Annotated in this window: 19 protein-coding genes; 7 read left to right on the forward strand and 12 right to left on the reverse strand. The window is 62.1% G+C overall.

Annotation, left to right across the window (positions count from 1 at the left end):
- The first annotated feature begins 119 nt into the window (after positions 1 to 119).
- Complete coding sequence (gene msrA / locus AC0NID_RS05685; protein WP_473451690.1) at positions 120 to 860, forward strand: peptide-methionine (S)-S-oxide reductase MsrA; 741 nt, start codon at positions 120 to 122, stop codon at positions 858 to 860.
- A gap of 46 nt (positions 861 to 906) precedes the next feature.
- Here msrA and AC0NID_RS05690 read toward each other — a convergent pair whose 3' ends face one another.
- The 7 genes from AC0NID_RS05690 to AC0NID_RS05720 all read right to left on the reverse strand — a co-directional run bounded on the left by AC0NID_RS05690 (position 907) and on the right by AC0NID_RS05720 (position 6,928).
- Positions 907 to 1,632 carry an amino acid ABC transporter ATP-binding protein gene (locus AC0NID_RS05690; protein WP_473451693.1) on the reverse strand — a complete coding sequence of 242 codons (726 nt, stop codon included), beginning with the start codon at positions 1,630 to 1,632 and terminating at the stop codon, positions 907 to 909.
- Positions 1,610 to 2,269 carry an amino acid ABC transporter permease gene (locus AC0NID_RS05695; protein WP_473451695.1) on the reverse strand — a complete coding sequence of 220 codons (660 nt, stop codon included), beginning with the start codon at positions 2,267 to 2,269 and terminating at the stop codon, positions 1,610 to 1,612. The genes AC0NID_RS05690 and AC0NID_RS05695 overlap by 23 nt, the downstream gene beginning before the upstream one ends.
- Before the next feature lie 10 nt (positions 2,270 to 2,279).
- Positions 2,280 to 2,951 carry an amino acid ABC transporter permease gene (locus tag AC0NID_RS05700; protein ID WP_473451697.1) on the reverse strand — a complete coding sequence of 224 codons (672 nt, stop codon included), beginning with the start codon at positions 2,949 to 2,951 and terminating at the stop codon, positions 2,280 to 2,282.
- A 40-nt stretch (positions 2,952 to 2,991) separates the two neighbouring features.
- A complete protein-coding gene (locus tag AC0NID_RS05705) occupies positions 2,992 to 3,762 on the reverse strand; it encodes a transporter substrate-binding domain-containing protein (RefSeq protein WP_473452629.1) in 771 nt (256 codons plus the stop codon).
- 516 nt (positions 3,763 to 4,278) lie between these two features.
- Positions 4,279 to 5,283, reverse strand: a complete 1,005-nt coding sequence (locus AC0NID_RS05710) for a cytochrome d ubiquinol oxidase subunit II (RefSeq protein WP_473451699.1) — start codon at positions 5,281 to 5,283, stop codon at positions 4,279 to 4,281.
- Positions 5,284 to 5,293: 10 nt separating this feature from the next.
- Positions 5,294 to 6,652 (reverse strand): cytochrome ubiquinol oxidase subunit I, encoded by a 1,359-nt coding sequence (locus AC0NID_RS05715; protein ID WP_473451701.1) that lies wholly within the window; start codon positions 6,650 to 6,652, stop codon positions 5,294 to 5,296.
- Positions 6,653 to 6,706: 54 nt separating this feature from the next.
- The gene (locus tag AC0NID_RS05720) at positions 6,707 to 6,928 is read right to left on the reverse strand and encodes a hypothetical protein (RefSeq protein ID WP_473451703.1); all 222 of its coding nucleotides are present in this window, start codon (positions 6,926 to 6,928) and stop codon (positions 6,707 to 6,709) included.
- Here AC0NID_RS05720 and AC0NID_RS05725 point away from each other — a divergent pair.
- The 4 genes from AC0NID_RS05725 to AC0NID_RS05740 all read left to right on the forward strand — a co-directional run bounded on the left by AC0NID_RS05725 (position 6,915) and on the right by AC0NID_RS05740 (position 10,014).
- Positions 6,915 to 7,841 (forward strand): ABC transporter ATP-binding protein, encoded by a 927-nt coding sequence (locus AC0NID_RS05725; RefSeq protein ID WP_473451705.1) that lies wholly within the window; start codon positions 6,915 to 6,917, stop codon positions 7,839 to 7,841. The genes AC0NID_RS05720 and AC0NID_RS05725 overlap by 14 nt on opposite strands.
- A complete protein-coding gene (locus tag AC0NID_RS05730; protein WP_145723265.1) occupies positions 7,838 to 8,599 on the forward strand; it encodes an ABC transporter permease in 762 nt (253 codons plus the stop codon). Before AC0NID_RS05725 ends, AC0NID_RS05730 begins: the two co-directional genes overlap by 4 nt.
- A 246-nt stretch (positions 8,600 to 8,845) precedes the next feature.
- Positions 8,846 to 9,337: a MarR family winged helix-turn-helix transcriptional regulator gene (locus AC0NID_RS05735; protein ID WP_473451707.1), complete on the forward strand. Its 492-nt coding sequence runs from the start codon at positions 8,846 to 8,848 to the stop codon at positions 9,335 to 9,337.
- Complete coding sequence (locus tag AC0NID_RS05740; protein ID WP_473451709.1) at positions 9,334 to 10,014, forward strand: GNAT family N-acetyltransferase; 681 nt, start codon at positions 9,334 to 9,336, stop codon at positions 10,012 to 10,014. The genes AC0NID_RS05735 and AC0NID_RS05740 overlap by 4 nt, the downstream gene beginning before the upstream one ends.
- A gap of 102 nt (positions 10,015 to 10,116) precedes the next feature.
- Here AC0NID_RS05740 and AC0NID_RS05745 read toward each other — a convergent pair whose 3' ends face one another.
- Positions 10,117 to 12,123 (reverse strand): PhoX family protein, encoded by a 2,007-nt coding sequence (locus AC0NID_RS05745; protein ID WP_473451711.1) that lies wholly within the window; start codon positions 12,121 to 12,123, stop codon positions 10,117 to 10,119.
- Positions 12,124 to 12,326: 203 nt separating this feature from the next.
- Between AC0NID_RS05745 and AC0NID_RS05750 the strand changes: the two genes are divergently transcribed.
- Together AC0NID_RS05750 and AC0NID_RS05755 are read left to right on the forward strand one after the other, a co-directional pair.
- Entirely contained in the window at positions 12,327 to 12,665 is a 339-nt protein-coding gene (locus AC0NID_RS05750) for a hypothetical protein (RefSeq protein ID WP_292167675.1), read from the forward strand.
- Between the two features lie 113 nt (positions 12,666 to 12,778).
- Entirely contained in the window at positions 12,779 to 13,471 is a 693-nt protein-coding gene (locus tag AC0NID_RS05755) for a phosphatase PAP2 family protein (protein ID WP_473451713.1), read from the forward strand.
- A 120-nt stretch (positions 13,472 to 13,591) separates the two neighbouring features.
- Here the strand turns inward: AC0NID_RS05755 and AC0NID_RS05760 are convergent, their stop codons facing one another.
- The 4 genes from AC0NID_RS05760 to AC0NID_RS05775 all read right to left on the reverse strand — a co-directional run bounded on the left by AC0NID_RS05760 (position 13,592) and on the right by AC0NID_RS05775 (position 16,794).
- Complete coding sequence (locus AC0NID_RS05760) at positions 13,592 to 14,398, reverse strand: C40 family peptidase (protein WP_473451715.1); 807 nt, start codon at positions 14,396 to 14,398, stop codon at positions 13,592 to 13,594.
- Between the two features lie 122 nt (positions 14,399 to 14,520).
- On the reverse strand, positions 14,521 to 15,039 hold the full coding sequence (locus AC0NID_RS05765; protein WP_473451717.1) for a hypothetical protein: 519 nt from the start codon (positions 15,037 to 15,039) through the stop codon (positions 14,521 to 14,523).
- Between the two features lie 337 nt (positions 15,040 to 15,376).
- On the reverse strand, positions 15,377 to 16,324 hold the full coding sequence (locus tag AC0NID_RS05770; RefSeq protein WP_473451719.1) for a CHAD domain-containing protein: 948 nt from the start codon (positions 16,322 to 16,324) through the stop codon (positions 15,377 to 15,379).
- Positions 16,321 to 16,794 (reverse strand): CYTH domain-containing protein, encoded by a 474-nt coding sequence (locus AC0NID_RS05775; RefSeq protein WP_473451720.1) that lies wholly within the window; start codon positions 16,792 to 16,794, stop codon positions 16,321 to 16,323. Before AC0NID_RS05775 ends, AC0NID_RS05770 begins: the two co-directional genes overlap by 4 nt.
- Between the last annotated feature and the right edge of the window lie 7 nt (positions 16,795 to 16,801).

Consider the following 16,801-nt stretch of genomic DNA (forward strand, 5'->3'; position numbering starts at 1 on the left):
ATGGCCCTTGCTGAAACCGAGGCCGCCGAACGCTACGCAATGTGCCGGCGCACGGCAATGTGAGGCGCCGGCGGACCGTTCTGTCGTATAGTTGTTAAACTCATGCATGGAGATCAGACATGACCTGCATTGAAAAACCCGCCGCGAAACGATCGACGAGCTTCGCCAGGAGCGCGCTTGCGGCGCTGATCCTCGCGGCGGCCGGCGCGTCATTGTGGCAGACGCCGGCAATCTCGGCCGAGGAGGCGGTGGTGATCCCGCCGCCGGCGATGGACGAGAAAGTCGCCGCCGGCACCGCGAAGGCGGTCTTCGCCGGCGGCTGCTTCTGGGGCGTGCAAGGCGTGTTCCAGCACGTCAAGGGCGTGACCAGCGCCGTCTCCGGCTATGCCGGCGGGACCGAGGACACCGCCGTCTACGAGACGGTCGGCACTGGCCGGACCGGGCACGCCGAAGCCGTCGAGATCACCTATAACCCGTCAGAGGTGACCTACGGCCAGCTGCTGCAGGTGTATTTCTCGGTCACGCACAACCCGACGCAGCTGAACTACCAGGGTCCGGACCGCGGCCCGCAGTACCGTTCGACGATCTTTGCCGAAAGCGACGCGCAGAAGAAGATCGCCGAGAGCTACATCGCCCAGCTCGACAAGGCCAAGGTCTTTCCAGAGCCGATCGTGACCACGCTGGAGACCGGGAAACCCTTCTATCGGGCCGAGGACTATCACCAGGATTTCCTGACGCTGAACCCGACCTATCCCTACATCGTCTACAACGACCTGCCCAAGGTCGAGAATCTGAAGACGCTATTCCCCAGCCTTTACAGCGACAAGCCGGTGCTGGTGCTGGCCGCTAACAAGAGCTGATTTTTTGTGATGTGCTTTGGGCAGCGATCAGGGCAACACTACCTGCTTACTGCACGCCCAGAAACTGCCTGAGCTCCGGCGTCCTGGGGTTGGCGAAGACGTCCTCGGGAGCGCCGATCTCGTGGACGCGGCCCTGATGCATGAAGACGACTCGCGAGCAGACGTCGCGGGCGAAGCGCATCTCGTGGGTGACCATCACCAGCGTCATGCCTTCCGCGGCCAATTCCTTGACGACGGCCAGCACTTCGGCAACGAGCTCGGGATCGAGCGCCGAGGTGATCTCGTCGCATAGCAGCGCGATGGGCTGCATGGCGAGCGCCCGGGCGATCGCCACGCGCTGCTGCTGGCCGCCGGACAGTTCGTCCGGCAAAGCGTCGAACTTGTGGGCGAGACCGACGCGGTCGAGCATTTTTCGCGCCACCGCTTCGGCGTCCTTTTTCGGCGTCTTCTTCACCACCATCTGCGACAGCATGACATTGCCGCCGGCCGTGAGATGCGGGAACAGGTTGAATTGCTGGAAGATCATGCCGACCTTCAGGCGCAAGGCCTTGAGATGCGTCTCGTCGGGCAGGAACCGGGCGCCGGCGACGACGATCGAGCCTTCATCGATGGTCTCCAGCCCGTTAATGCAGCGCAGCAGAGTCGACTTGCCCGAACCGCTCTTGCCGATGATGGCGACGACCTCGCCCGGCGCGATGTCGATGGAAATCCCCTTCAGCACCTCGTTGTCGCCGAAGCGCTTCTTCACCTCAGTGATTGCGATGAGCGACATTGAGCTTCCTTTCCAGGAGCTGGCTCGATTTCGACAGCGGCCAGCACAAAGCGAAGTAGATGAGCGCGACCAGGCCGTAGACCGTGAACGGCTGGAACGTGGCGTTGGTGACGATCGAACCGGCCTTCGACAGTTCGACGAAGCCGATGATGGAGGTGAGCGCGGTGCCCTTCACCACCTGCACCGAGAAGCCGACCGTCGGCGGCACCGCCACTTTCAGGGCCTGCGGCAGGATGACGTAACGCATCTGCTGGAGGTAACCCATCCCGAGGCTGGCGGACGCCTCCCATTGACCCTTGGCGACGCTTTCGACGCAGCCGCGCCAGATTTCGGCGAGGAAGGCGGCGGTCCACAGGATGAGAGCGACACAAGCGGCAAGCCAGGCGGGAACGTCGATGCCGAACAGGCCAAGGCCGAAGAAAGCGAGGAAAAGCTGCATCAGGAGCGGCGTGCCCTGGAACAGTTGGATGTAGCCGCGCGACAGAAGCCGCATCCAGCGCCGGCCGCCGATGCGCAGGAAAAGCAGGGCCGCACCGGCGATGCCGCCGCCGATGAAGGAGACCAGCGAGAGCAGAACGGTCCAGCGCGCGGCCAAAAGCAGGTTGCGCAGGATGTCCCAGAAGCTGAACTCGGTCATGGCGCATGTCTCATCGCGACGCCTTCCTCGGAAACAGCATCCAGCCCAGGCCGGCCAGCAGTTGGCGCAGCAGAATGGCGAGGGCCAGGTAGATCAAGGTGGAGACGATGTAGGTTTCGAAGGCCCTGAAATTGCGCGACTGGATAAAGTTGGCAGCGAAGGTCAGGTCCTCGGCGGCAATCTGCGAAACGACCGCCGAACCCAGCATGACGATGACGATCTGCGACGACAGCGCGGGCCAGATGCGCTGGAGCGCCGGGACCAGGACCACATGCCAGAAGACTTGGAACGGGGTCATGGCGAGGCTGGCGCCGGCTTCGAACTGGCCGCGTGGCGTGGCCTGGATGCCGGCGCGGATGATCTCGCAGCTGTAGGCGCCGAGGTTGACGATCATGGCGAGGTTGGCGGCGGTTAGTTCCGTCATCCTGATGCCAAGCGACGGCAGGCCGAAGAAGATGAAGAACAGCTGGATGAGGAAGGGCGTGTTGCGGATCAGCTCGACATAGGTCGCGACGACAGGCCTCAGCCACTTCGGCCCGAGCGCGCGTACCCAGGCGCAGGCAATGCCCAACGCCACGCCGAACACCGCGCCGATCAGGATGAGCTGCACGGTGATCCGAATGCCCTTGAGCAGCACCGGCAGAGAGTCGATCAGCCAGCCGAAATCGAAGTGATAGGTCATGGCTTGCTATCTGACCTGAACCACACGCGGGCGACGGCGATCACAGCTCCGCCGGCAGGTCCACCTTCAGCCACTTTTGCGAAATCGCGTTGAGGGCGCCGTCGGACCTCGCGGCGGCGATGATCCCGTTGATCTTGGCCATCAATGCCGGCTCGTCCTTGTTCAGGCCGATGTAGCAAGGCGAGTTCTTGATCAGGAATTTGAGTTCGGGCCGCTTGGGCGGGTTCTTTTCGAGGATGGCGGCGGCGACGACATTTCCGGTCGCGATCACCTCGACCTGGCCCGAAAGGAAAGCGGAAATAGTGCCGTTATTGTCCTCGTAGCGCTTGATCTCGACGCTCGCGGGCGCGACCTTGGTCAGCTCGAGGTCTTCGATCGCGCCGCGGGTGACGCCAACGGTCTTGCCGGCGAGATCTTCCGCCTTGGCGACCGCGACATCCGCCGGAGCGAACACGCCATTGTAGAAGGGCGCGTAGGCTTCGGAAAAGTCGATGACCTTCTCGCGATCGGGATTCTTGCCGAGGCTGGATATGACCAGGTCGACCTTATTGGTCTGAAGGTAGGGAATGCGGTTGGCGCTGGTGACCGGGACGATCTCGACCTTGGCGCCAAGCTTTTCGCCAATCAGATTGGCGATGTCGATGTCGTAGCCCTGCGGCGTCATGTCGGCGCCAACGCTGCCGAAGGGCGGGAAATCCTGCGGGACGGCGACGCGGACGGTGCCCCGCGCCCCGATGTCGCTCAGGGCGTCGGCCCGCGCCTGCGGAGACGGAGCGATGGCCATTCCGACCACGGCGGCGAAGGCCAGCATGCACGCATTGCGACGGTTCATTATTTTCCCCTTTGACTGGACAAAACCAATTGGTCGTCTGGGCAAAGCAACAGACGTGCCAAACCGTCGAAATCGCCGCGAAAAAGGGGCTTTGCAACAGGTTGCGAAATTTCCATCACGATCCAATGCCAACTGACTGGCAGACAGCCTAAATATTGTGCAGATGATTGGTGTGGCGGATTTGTCGTCGGGTGGAGCGCTCGTCGCACCGATGTCAGCTCCGCTATTTGCGCCAGGGCAAGCTCCGGCCCAGCTTTTCCTGCATTGCGATGGTCTCAGCCGATGTCGAAGCAGGCTCCATCTCGGGGTACCACGCCGAGCCCTGAAATCGGGGAAAGGCAGGTTTTCCGTCTCGCGCCAGTCGCTGGCCGTTTCCCCGCGGCGACCCGCTTTTCCTCGCCGGACTCTGTCCAAGAAGGTTTATTGCCCCGGAAGGTGAATATCCCGTTCCCGCGAGACCGCGGTCTCATCGGGAATCCATCGCGTTGCTGTCGGTCAGTCGTAGGTCAGATCCGTCGCCTTGCCGCCGAAGACGCGGTAGGCGTAGAACGAATAGAAGATGATGATCGGTAGCACGACCACCGTGCCGGCCAGGATGATGGCGAGGCTTTCAGGCGCGGAGGCCGCCTGCCAGATGGTCAGCCGGTCGGGCACCACGAAGGGATAGAACGACCAGGCGAGGCCGGCGAAGCCCAACGTGAAGATTGCGGCCAGCGTCAGGAATGGCCTCAGCGCATGACGGTCGTCCGCCTTGGGCAGATGAAATGTCTGCCGCCACAGCCACAGGAACAGCACCGCCGACAGGATCGGCAGCGGCGACAGGTAGAGGATATCGGGCCAGACGAACCATTTGTCGAAGATGCGCGGACTGGCGAGCGGCGTGGCCAGCGAGACGGCGATCATGCCGATCGCGGTCAGCACCAGCGTCCGGCGCAGCCAGAGCACTGCCTTCTTCTGCAATTCGCCTTCCGTCTTGTAGATGACCCAGGCTGCGCCCATCGCCGCATAGGCGGCGGCAAGGCAGAGCGCCACCAGTGCGCCGAAGGCGATACCGCCGAGGCCGACATCCAGGCCGAGCACATAGATCCCCAGCATGTAGCCCTGCGCCAGAGATGCTATGACCGAGCCCAGGAAGAAGATCCGGTTCCAGCGATGCTTCCTGCCGGCCGGCACCTTGGCACGGAAATCGAAGGCGACGCCGCGCAGGATCAGGCCGACAAGGAGCAGAAAAACCGGAATGTAAAGCGCGGTGAGGATGGTGCCGTGCGCCAGCGGGAAGGCGACCAGCAGCAGGCCGACGGCCAGCACCAGCCAGGTCTCGTTGGCGTCCCAGAACGGGCCTATTGCCGCGATCATCGTGTCCTGCTCGGCGTCTTCGGCGGCCGCGAACAGGATGCCGATGCCAAGGTCGAAGCCGTCGAGGATGACGTAGATCAGGATGGCAAGGCCCATCAGGCCGGCGAAGATGAGGGGCAGCAGGGTCGGCCAGGGAAGCGTCATCACCGTTTTCCTATTTCGCCGCCGGCTGCGACAGCGGCGCGTCGAGGACGCCCGGCAGCGGCGAGGCATCGCCGTCCTTCGCCGCCTTCAGCGCCAGATGCACCAGCACGCCGAGATAGGCGATCAAGAGCAGCGCGTAGAGGATGAGATAGACCGCAAGCGACAGCGCGACCTGGCTGCCGGCCACCGGGCCGACAGCGTCTACAGTCTTGAGCACGCCGGTGACCAGCCAGGGTTGGCGGCCGATCTCGGTGGTGTACCAGCCGGCCAGCGTCGCCAGCCAGCCGGACAGCGCCATCGGCACCATCACCAGCGCCAGCGGTTTCGGCAGGTTGTGGCGGCGTTTCAGGAAAAAGGCGGCCGACCAGGAGACGACGAGCATAAGAACCCCGACGCCGACCATGATGCGAAAAGCCCAGAACACAGGGAAGACCGGCGGGTGGTTGCCGGGATAGTCGTTCAGCCCCGGCACGACGCCGCTGGCGCTGTGCCTGAGGATGAGGCTGGCCCCTTCGGGTATGGTGACTTCGAATCTGTTCTCCCTTGCCGCTTCGTCTGGAAGCGCGAAAAGGATCAGCGGCACATGGGGACCGGTATTCCAGTTGGCCTCCATGGCGGCGATCTTCTGCGGCTGATGCTCCAGCGTGTTGAGGCCATGCTGGTCGCCGGCGAATATCTGGATGGGGATCAGGATCGCCGCGGTGAAGACACCGGTGCGTAATGCCTTCCACATCGATTCAGAGCGGTCGCCATAGAGATAGCGCAGCGCCGACAGACCGGCGATCATGAACGAAACCGTCAAGCCCGAGGCAAGCAGCATATGGACGAGCCGGTAGGGCATCGACGGGTTGAAGACGATCGCCCACCAGTCGGTGGCGTGCGCTACGCCATCGCGCATCTCGAAGCCGACCGGCGTCTGCATCCACGAATTGAGCGCGATGATCCAGAAGGCGGACAAAGTGGTGCCGCCCGCCACAAGCACGGTTGCCAGCGTGTGGATGCGGTTGGAGACGCGGCGAAAGCCGAACAGCATGATGCCGAGGAACGCTGCCTCGAGGAAGAAGGCGGTGAGGACCTCATAGGCGAGCAGCGGGCCGGCGATGTTGCCGACGGTCTCCATGTAACCCGGCCAGTTGGTGCCGAACTGGAAGCTCATGGTGACACCCGAAACCACGCCCATGGCAAACGACAGCGCGAACACTTTCACCCAGGTGAAATAGGCGCGCATCCAGGCGGAATCGCCGGTGGCGTTGTAGCGAAGCTTGAAGAACAGCAGCACCCAGCCAAGCGCGATGGTGATAGCCGGAAACAGTATGTGGAACGAGATGTTTGCGCCGAACTGGATGCGCGACAACATGAGCGGGTCCATGGCGGGCTCCGGCTGCGGTTATACCAAAAGAAGATATGCCGGATACGTCAAACGTCAAAGCGGCGTGGCGTCACGCGAGGCGGAACGCCGCAGGGTCACCTGGAGGTCAAAGGACGTGGAAATGCAATTTACATTTTTCGACCGGTCTCTGGCACCGCCAATGTCCAGAACTGTCAGGAGCGGCATTGACTTCCGGCTGCGCGCACCGACATTCAGCGGATTAAATTCAACAGTCCTCCTTTCAAGCAGCCGTTTTTCAGCCATGCCGTCCATCATTTCGATTTCCGGGGTCACCAAGACCTACGCCACCGGTTTCAAGGCGCTGAAGGAGATCAACCTCGACATCGAGCGCGGCGAGATCTTTGCGCTGCTCGGGCCGAACGGTGCCGGCAAGACGACACTGATCTCGATCGTCTGCGGTATCGTCAACCGCTCGTCGGGCACGGTCACCGTGGACGGCCACGACATCAGCCGGGATTACCGTACCGCGCGCAGCCTGATCGGGCTGGTGCCGCAGGAACTGACCATCGACGCGTTCGAGAGCGTGTGGGCCACGGTCAACTACAGCCGCGGCCTGTTCGGCAAGCCGGCCAACCACGCCTTCGTCGAGAAAGTGCTGCGCGACCTGTCATTGTGGGACAAGAGGGACGCGAAGGCGATCACGCTGTCCGGCGGCATGAAGCGGCGGCTGATGATCGCCAAGGCGCTGTCGCACGAACCGAGGGTCCTGTTCCTCGACGAGCCGACGGCCGGCGTCGACGTCGAGCTGCGCCAGGACATGTGGGTGATGGTGCGCCGGCTGCGCGAGGATGGCGTCACCATCATCCTGACCACGCACTATATCGAGGAGGCCGAGGCGATGGCCGACCGCGTCGGCGTCATCAACCGCGGCGAGATCGTGCTGGTCGAGGACAAGGCCGAATTGATGCGCACGCTAGGCCGCAAACGGCTGTTGCTGGAACTGCGCAGCCCGCTCGCTACCATACCCGAGACGTTTTCGCGCTATGCGCTCGAGCTTTCGCCGGACGGTGACCAACTGACGTACACCTATGACAACCAGAGCGAACGGCCGGGCGTCGCCTCGCTGCTCCGCGACCTCGAAGTGGCCGGCATCCAGTTCCGCGATATCGACACGCAAAACAGCTCGCTCGAGGAGATCTTCGTCAACCTGGTGAGGAAGGACGCATGAACCTGCGAGCAGTCTGGGCGATCTACAAGATGGAGATGGCGCGCGCCTTTCGGACCGTGCTGCAGAGCATCGTCTCGCCGGTGATCTCGACATCCCTTTATTTCGTCGTCTTCGGCTCGGCCATCGGCTCGCGTATCACCGAGATCGACGGCGTCAGCTACGGCGCCTTCATCGTGCCGGGGCTGATCATGCTGTCGCTGCTGACGCAGTCGATCTCCAACGCGTCCTTCGCCATATATTTCCCAAAATTCGTCGGCTCGATCTACGAATTGCTGTCGGCGCCGGTGTCCTATCTGGAGATCATCATTGCCTATGTCGGTGGTGCGGCGACCAAGTCGATCATACTCGGCCTAATCATCCTGGCGACCGCAGGGTTGTTCGTGCCGCTGACCATCGAGCATCCGGTCTGGATGCTTGCCTTCCTGGTGCTGACGGCGGTGACCTTCAGCCTGTTCGGTTTCATCATCGGCATCTGGGCGAAGAGCTTCGAACAATTGCAGCTGGTGCCGCTGCTGATCATCACGCCGCTTACCTTCCTTGGCGGCAGCTTCTATTCGATCGACATGCTGCCTGGCGTCTGGCGCACGGTGACGCTGTTCAACCCCGTCCTCTATCTGGTCAGCGGCTTTCGCTGGAGTTTCTACGGCAAGTCCGACGTCTCGATCGGCATCAGCCTCGGCATGACCGTCGTTTTCCTGCTTGTCTGCATAGCGATCGTCGCGTGGATCTTCAGGACCGGCTACCGGCTGCGGAACTGACGAATCCAACTTCGCCATGGAGGCCAGCCCACGGCCTCGAATCCGTCGCCTTGGCGCGATTGACTACCGATCATATCGCGCAAGCGCCATATAGGATGCAATCAGCGCCGACTAAAGGGAAATCTCCAAATGGCGGCGGCTCCATCCTGGAGTCATCAGCGGATCGGATTGCATTACGACCACGTCCTTTGACTTTCTATGCATTGTTATATATCATGTTATTGATCAGCATAGGACGCGTTGATTATGGAAGATGTCATACGGTCTCTTGGCTTCCTGTGCCTGGGCAGCAGGCTGAAGCGTATAGGCGAGCAATTGCAGTCGGATACGCAGCGAGTGCTCGATCGCCTGGATGTCCCGGTTCAGTCGAGCCAGTATCCGCTCCTAGCCGCTCTCGACAGGCTGGGGGCCCTGCCAGTTGGTGAACTGGCACAGGCTCTTGGGATTGCGCAGCCGGGCGTCACACGAAGCGTGGCGCTTCTGGCCGAACTGGGATTGGTCGAAGTCAGCCAGTCGAACAATGACCAGCGGCGCAGGATTGTCTCGCTCACTCGGAACGGTCGACGGCTTGTCGATGCCGCGAAGCGCGACGTCTGGCCACGCATCGAGAAAGCCGTCGCGGATTTATGCGCAGGCCTTTCGGGGCCGCTCCTCGATCAACTGGCCGCAATCGAGGACGGCATCGCTGCGGCTCCCATCGACCGTCGTGTGGGAAAGGCCGTGGGTGCCGTGCAATGAAACATGTCCTCGACCGTCCTGTCTGGAGCGCGCTCGGGACACGACACAAGGCCTTCGCGCAAGGTGACAACCTCGCCAGGCGATATCCGTCGTCGATCGTTCCGTTCGCTGCCACCGCCGCGAACGACACCGAAAGCCTCCGGGCGTTCGATAGGCTTGTTCCAGCAAACGATAGCGTGATCATGCTGCAGGCGGATCCCATTGCCCTGCCTGATGGGCTATCCGCGATCTCGGCGGCCTCCGGCGTCCAGATAGTTGCCGAACGGTCATTGCAGATCGTGTCCGACGAGCGTGTGCAGCGTCTGACGCAGGACGATGCAGCCGAGATGCTCGCCTTGGCGTCTCTCACCAAGCCTGGCCCATTCACGCTCGGGGCTTTGAGCCTGGGCGACTTCTGGGGTGTAAAAATCGAAGGCAGACTTGTGGCGATGGCCGGCAAGCGCATGAAGCAACCTGGCTATACCGAACTCAGCGGGGTGTGCTCACATCCGGACTTTCGCGGCGGCGGCTTGGGCAGGTTGCTGTCCCTGTTCGTGGCAAATCAGATCATGGCGCGCGGCGAAGCTCCCTATCTGCACGCCTACGCCACAAACACAGCGGCTATAAGATTGTACGAGTCCATTGGCTTCAGGTTGAGAAGCAGCATGAATGTGGCCGTGGTTCAGCGCACCAACTAACGATCAGGCGCATTAAGGTGGATGCGTCCGCGCAAGGGGAAAGGAAGGATTTCGTATTGCCGAAATCCTTCCTTGCGGTGCAAGCAAAAGCCGCGCCGCGCGTCAGACCGCGATCTTGCCACCGCCCTGTTTGGTGATTGCGACGACCGATGGCCGCACCGGCATGTCGGGCTTGAAGTCGGGCCAGCGGGTCGACAGGTCCTCATAGTAAGAGGGTCGGCCGAATGGCTCCCAGTCTTCGCCGCCATCGGCCGGATGCTGGACCGCGACGAAAGCGGTCTGGTCGTCCGGCGTGAATATCGGGCCACACAGTTCAGCACCGATCGGCACGCGGAAGAACAGCTTTGATGTCGCCCGCGCCTCGCCCTCGGTGTCGACCGCCCACAGGCCGTCGGTGCGGCCGGTCGCCTTCGGACCCTGGCCGTCGGTCGAGACCCAGAGCCGGCCTGCCGTATCGACGGCGCAATTGTCCGGCATGCCGAACCAGCCATTGGCGGTGGTCGCGGTCGAGAAGGAGGCGCCGACTTCGGCCACCGAGGGATCGCCGCATTTCAACAGGATTTCCCACTTGCCCTTCGTAGCAGTGAAATCGCCACCGTCCTCGGCGATCTCGATGATGTGGCCGAAGGCGTTTTCGGCGCGCGGGTTGGCGGCGTCGATCTGGTCCGCCTTGCGCTTGGTATTATTAGTCAGCATGACATAGACCTTGCCGGTCGTCGGGTTGGGCTGGATGTCCTCGGGGCGGTCCATCTTGGTGGCACCGAGACGGTCGGCGGCAAGCCTTGTCCCGATCAGCACGTCGGCCTGGCTGGCAAAGCCGTTTTCAGCGATCAACGGACCCTGACCGTAAACCAATGGCAGCCATTCAAGAGTACCGTCCTCGGCGAATTTGGCGACGTAGAGCGTGCCGTCGTCGAGAAGATCCATGTTGGCGGCGCGGTCCTCGGCGTTGAACTTGCCGGCCGTGACGAATTTGTAGACATAGTCGAAACGCTCGTCGTCACCTTGGTAGAGCACCACACGGCCATCCTTGGCGACGGCCGACTCGGCGCCTTCATGCTTGAGGCGGCCAAGCGCGGTGCGCTTTTTCGGGACGGAGTTGGGGTCGGTCGGATCAATCTCGACCATCCAGCCGAAACGGTTCGGCTCGTTCGGCTCCTTGGAGACGTCAAAGCGCTCGTAGAAATTCGCCCATTCATAGGCGCCGTCAGGAATGCCGTATCGCTTGTAACTTGCCGCTTCCGGATGATCGGCTGGAAGCTCACCAGCGAAATAGCCGTGGAAGTTTTCCTCGCCCGACATGACCGTCCCCCAAGGCGTCATTCCACCAGCACAGTTGTTGACGGTACCCAGCACCTTCGTGCCGGACGGATCGGCATTGGTCTTGAGCCGATTGTGCCCGGCAGCCGGGCCGGTCAAAACCATCTCCGTCGCAGCGGTGATCCGGCGATTCTGCTTGCCGTCGCGCACGACCTGCCATTTGCCGTCAACCTTGCGGATTTCGACAACGGTCATGCCATGCGCGGCCATCTCGACATCGACCTGTTCCTTACTCAGCGGCGCCTGCTTTGCCTCGCCATCGACGATGGTGACGATGCCCGGGAACATCAGATGCGGGTTGGTGTATTCGTGGTTGACCACCAGCAGGCCATGCTCGGCCGAGCCGTCGAGCGGGATGTAGCCGACATAGTCGTTGTTATAGCCGAATTGTCTGGCCTGGGCCTGCGCCGACTGTTTTGTCGGATCGAATTCCGGCGAATCGGCAAACAGCGGATCGCCCCAGCGCAACAGCACGTCGGCGTCGTAACCGGCGGCGACATGGTGCTTGTCATCGACGCCAGCCTCGACCTCGTCGAAAGTAAAAGCCGAGCCGCCGCCCGCGCGGGCTTCGTCGGCGAGTATCAGCGCAAGCGGGCTGACGGTGACGGCGATGGCGGTCGCCGCGAGTGATCCCTGCAGAAAACCACGGCGCGAGAAACGCGCGGCGATGATCTCGCCCATCGTCCGGTTGTCGGTGGGATTTGTTCCTGGCCCATCGTTTTCCTCGAGCAGGCTAGTGCGGAAATGGGCCTCTGGGGAGCGATGTTCGGTCGAGCGATGTACGGTCATGGGCTTGCCTCTGGCTTCTTTGGGATGGCTGGAGCGTGCTGCTTGACTGACCGCTATCGCCAGCAGATCACAGTTTGATGACGTTGCCGACCAATTTCCACCCCACGGTTTCGTGTCCTTGATCAGCCCGCTTGACCGCGACCCGAGCTTCGGAAACAAGATCTGCAGCAGGCGCGGCAAAGGCCGCAGCAGGAGGGGTGAAAGTGAGTTTCTGGGGACTGGTACAGCTTGTCGTTTCGACTGTTATCTTCCTGCTCGCGGCGATGGCGGCGAAGCAATGGGGGCTGGCGCCCAGCCTCGGCAAGATCGTGCTGACACTCGCGCTCTATTCGCTAGGCAATCTGGTCATGCTGAGATTGATCCGCGAATTCGGCATGTCGGTGTCGTTCAGCCTGTCGGCGGTGATCCAGCTGGTGTCGGTGAACGTGGTGGCACTGGCTTTCTTCGGCGAGCGCGTCAATGCCTTGCAGACGACCGGCATCGTGCTCGCCGTTGCCGCAGTGGCGCTGATCACGCTCGGTCCCTATCTGCAAAGACTGTAGTTGCGCATGATCCCAAGATCGAAATCGATTTTCTTGGGGTCATGGCACAGGAATCAAAGTGCTACAGCGTGCACGTCCAAAAGGACGCGCGGCGCTAGGGGACGACCGGCTCGATGAAGAACCCGCTGCTCAACTGGATCGAATTCCCGATGCTGCTGGCCGGGCTGGTCATTGCCGGCGGGCTGTGGGGATTCGAGGAGCTGATGGAGGCCGCGCTAGCCACCACGCCGCACGCCTTCGATACCGAAATCCTGCTCGCTTTCCGCGAAGCCGGCCAGCCCGACAATCCGGTCGGCCCGGCGTGGCTGGAAGGGGCAATGCGCGACATCACCAGTCTCGGCAGCGTCAGCGTGCTCGGGCTGATCACAGTGGCAGTGACCGTCTATCTGCTTCTGATCCGCAGGCCGGGAACAGCGCTTCTCGTCTTCGTGGCGGTGGCGGGTGGTCAGGCTCTGTCAAGCCTGCTGAAAGCCGGTATCGACCGGCCGCGCCCGGAGCTCGTCTCACATCTCGCCGACGTGGCGTCGCTCTCCTTCCCGAGCGGCCATGCCATGCTGTCGGCGGTGACCTATCTCACGCTGGGCAGCATGGCGGCGCGCTTCCTGCCTGGGCGGACGACGAAGATCTATGTGCTGGCACTCGCCGTGCTGACGACAGTGCTGGTCGGCATCAGCCGCATCTATCTCGGCGTTCATTGGCCGTCCGACGTGCTGGCCGGGTGGTGCGCCGGCTTCGCCTGGGCAATGCTGTGCTGGCTCGCCGCACGGACGCTACAGCGACGGGGCGGGCAGGGCGACGACGCCTGAACCGGCCTGTCGGAACAGCACACTGGCGTGGCAACTCGCGATTAGATCGGCGTGTGGACCGCCCCTATGCCCAAGGTGAATTTTGGGGAAATCCGACGCTCGACCAAAAGGATCGAGCTGCTATTTGGTGACCTTGGTCTCCGCACCGGCAGCCTTGTCGCCCCAAATCATCTGCCGGTAGTCGAACCCGTATTCCAGTGTCGGCTTGACGATGCGGAAGTAGGGCGACAGGTCGAAATCGCGCGGCGTGTAGAGCGAGTGGTGGCGGATGTGCAGGATTTCCTTTCGCGAATAGTTTGACTGCGCCGAGGCGCGGCCGGGCGCATGGGTGATCTCAGGCAGGATAGGATAGCGGATCTGGCCATAGGCCTCGGCAATCAGTGACGAGCAGATGGCCCGTGTCGGATCGCCGGAGCCGAAAGCCAGCATGCGGCGGCGCCAGCGCACCGGGACCGGCGGCGTCGGTAAGAAATAACGCAGCATGTCGAAGATGTTCTTGAGGTCGTATCTGAGACCAAGCTTGCCGATCATGAAGGCAACGACCTTGTTGCGATCTTCCGGCGCCAGCCCGCTCGCCCGGCAGATGCGCGTATTGTAGGTGCGGTAGCGCGATAGCGGCACGGCGATGCAGCCCTCGCCAAGCGTGACCTCGATCAGGCGCCGTCGTTCCGATCCGTCCGACGGTTCGGGTAAGGCATCGCCGACATAGAAGGCCGCATGCGACCAGGTCGACTGGGTCAGATATTTGATCGCCGCCGAGATCTTCTGGTTGCCCTCGATGAGCAGGATGTCGCCGGGCTCGAGCGTTCGGCGCAGCGTTTCGGCATCGGACGGCGTGTAAGGCTCGTAGCCGGACGATTCCTCCTGCAGCCGGCCGGCAAGCCAGCGGCCAATTCGGTCCAGAAGTGTGTCGCCCGTCTCGATCATGCCAGACGGCGATTACCACAGGCCGGCGGCCTAGTGGTACCCACCTGACATATGAATCCGGCTCGGAATTCGCCTCGGCTGCAAGCGAAGGAGCGGCATTTTGTTTGGGCCAACTCAGTCAATCACCGTCGTGAAAAGTTCGAGTACCAATTCCATTCCCACGTTCTGCCTGCATCAGCACAGAACGCACGGCTGTAAATCGGAGTTTTCGGGTTGCGCTTATCCCAGTGGAATTTCACGATAACGTCCTTGCCGGCCACAACCTCACTGCCGAAGAATTCGCCTTCGTCGCCATTGAACGAGCCCACCTTTCCGTCGTCGAGTTTGCCCGCGTTGCTGTCGGCCCAGTAGATCGTCCAGAGACGCGTCTTTGGATCGAACAATCGCACGGTGAGGCCCTCGAACGGCTTTCCTCCCAACTCCGTATGAAAAATGTCGAAGTTGCCCAAACCCACCAGGATTTGGCGGAACTCCTGGGTCGCGCCGAATTCCTCCCACTCGTCGCTTCCGGCCAGCGGTTCCTTCAACGTACGATTCCTGATGTTCCAGTTGCCCACCAAATAGTCGAAATCATTTTTGGACGACGTCTCGCTCGCCGTTATCGCAAGTTTCCCGTCCGATGAAAGAGAGAACGTACTCATCTACTTTCCTTTGGATCGACGTCGAATGTATGGGCGTTTCTTTCGATGCCTGCGGCGCGCTTCGCATGTCCGATCGCGGCAACAATTGGTTGAGACCCAACTGCGCGTCGTGATGCGCACTCGCCGTCACATCCATGTTGCAACGCGTAAGCCGAAGACCCATTCCCGGCACGATCCGCTTCGGTTAGCTTCGCCACTCCGTCGCGAAGTCGCGTTGCCCCGCGCCCCACTCAGGATTCGCTAATCGCCCGGACCCCCTGAACCGATCTCCCAACCGGGTACCAAGTGTCATCAGAATCTGACCACTGGACCATGATTCCGAACCGAGGGAACCGCGTCAGCCAGCGGCGCCGGAGGCGCCAGCGTCTTGGCGCGGCGCGGCGGCCAGATCGTCGCGCACCTTGCGCGCAAGTTTCCTTGTCGAGCGTCTGGGGCCGTCGCCGAACAGATCGGCCGCGGCGGCGAGACAGGTCTTTTTCAGGCATTTCTCCGAACGCTTCAAAAGCTTGCCCAGGAGCCGCGTTTCTTGAGGAAAGCCGAGCGGCCGGTCGTCGGCATCGAGAAGTGCACGCATGACGAACACATCATGCAGTTCGCCCAGCCTTTCGCCCAGTTCGTCGACCGCCTTGCGCCGAACCTTGATCGGCGTAGGCCATAGCCTTCCGAGCAGCGACAGGTGCATCCCGTGGGTCTTTGCCGCCTTGCGCAGATCGTGAAAATCGTCGGCCTCGCCGCGAGAGCCCGCCTTGTCCAGCGCCTTTCTGGCGCGACGCAGAGTGATGCGGGCGCCTTCGGCAAGCACATCGGCGGCCTGTTCGGGCTGGTCGGGCAAGGTCAGTCTATCTGTCCGGCCGATGCCCTCCTTGCAGGCCGCAATCGCGGCGTTTATCGCAGCTTCGAGGCCAACACCGCCATGCAATTCGTGCTGGCGCGCCACAAGCGTCTCGCGAACAGCATCGAGACCACCTGCGGCGCTTTGTTCGGGAAAGCCTGCCGCCAGCCGGTCGATTGTTTCAACCAGCGCGGTCGCCTCGCGCGGACCGGCAAGCAGAGCCGCCACCTGTCGGTAGCACTGGTTTTCGGTCTGGCAGAATGTTTCGTCTCCGGAACGGACCAGGCGCAACAAGGCACGCACGTTCTTCAGCCGCTTGCGGCATTTGTGCAGTCCCTGTTCCGGCCTGTAGCGTGCCGCGTCCAGATGGACGAGCGCCTTGCCGATCTCCTCGGCGAGGATGCGCCTGACCTCGCCGGTCAACGGCAGGCGCGGATCGATGCGATAGCTCATGCGGCGATCTCCGGAATCTCCCCAAGGGCGAGCGACGCGTTATAGAATCTCTGCTCGCCGGTGACTTCGCGGCTGAGCCAATCTGGCAGCATTCCGTCCGGCACGTCCTCGGGCGTCTCGAGCTCCGCGACCACCAGCCCCGAAAGCATCCCGCCGAAGACATCGACTTCATAGAGATAGCCGCGATGCCTAACATGGTGGCGTGTCTTCTCGATGACATGTCCGATCGCGAATGCCAGCATCTCTTCCGCCTCCGCCAAGGGGATCGGATATTCGAATTCGTCACGTTCGCGGGCCTTGCTGCCGAATTTAAGCGTCAGCTTTGCGGAGCCGCCGTCGCTGATGCGCACGCGCACCGAGCGGCCGGGCGCGGCTGCGAGATAGAACTGGCGAATGCGGATGTCCGCCTCGACCAAATCCCGCCACTCATTGCCGGAGACCAGGAACTTGCGCTCGATTTCCTTGACCATGTTTCGC

It is taken from the genome of Mesorhizobium sp. WSM4821, assembly GCF_055901555.1.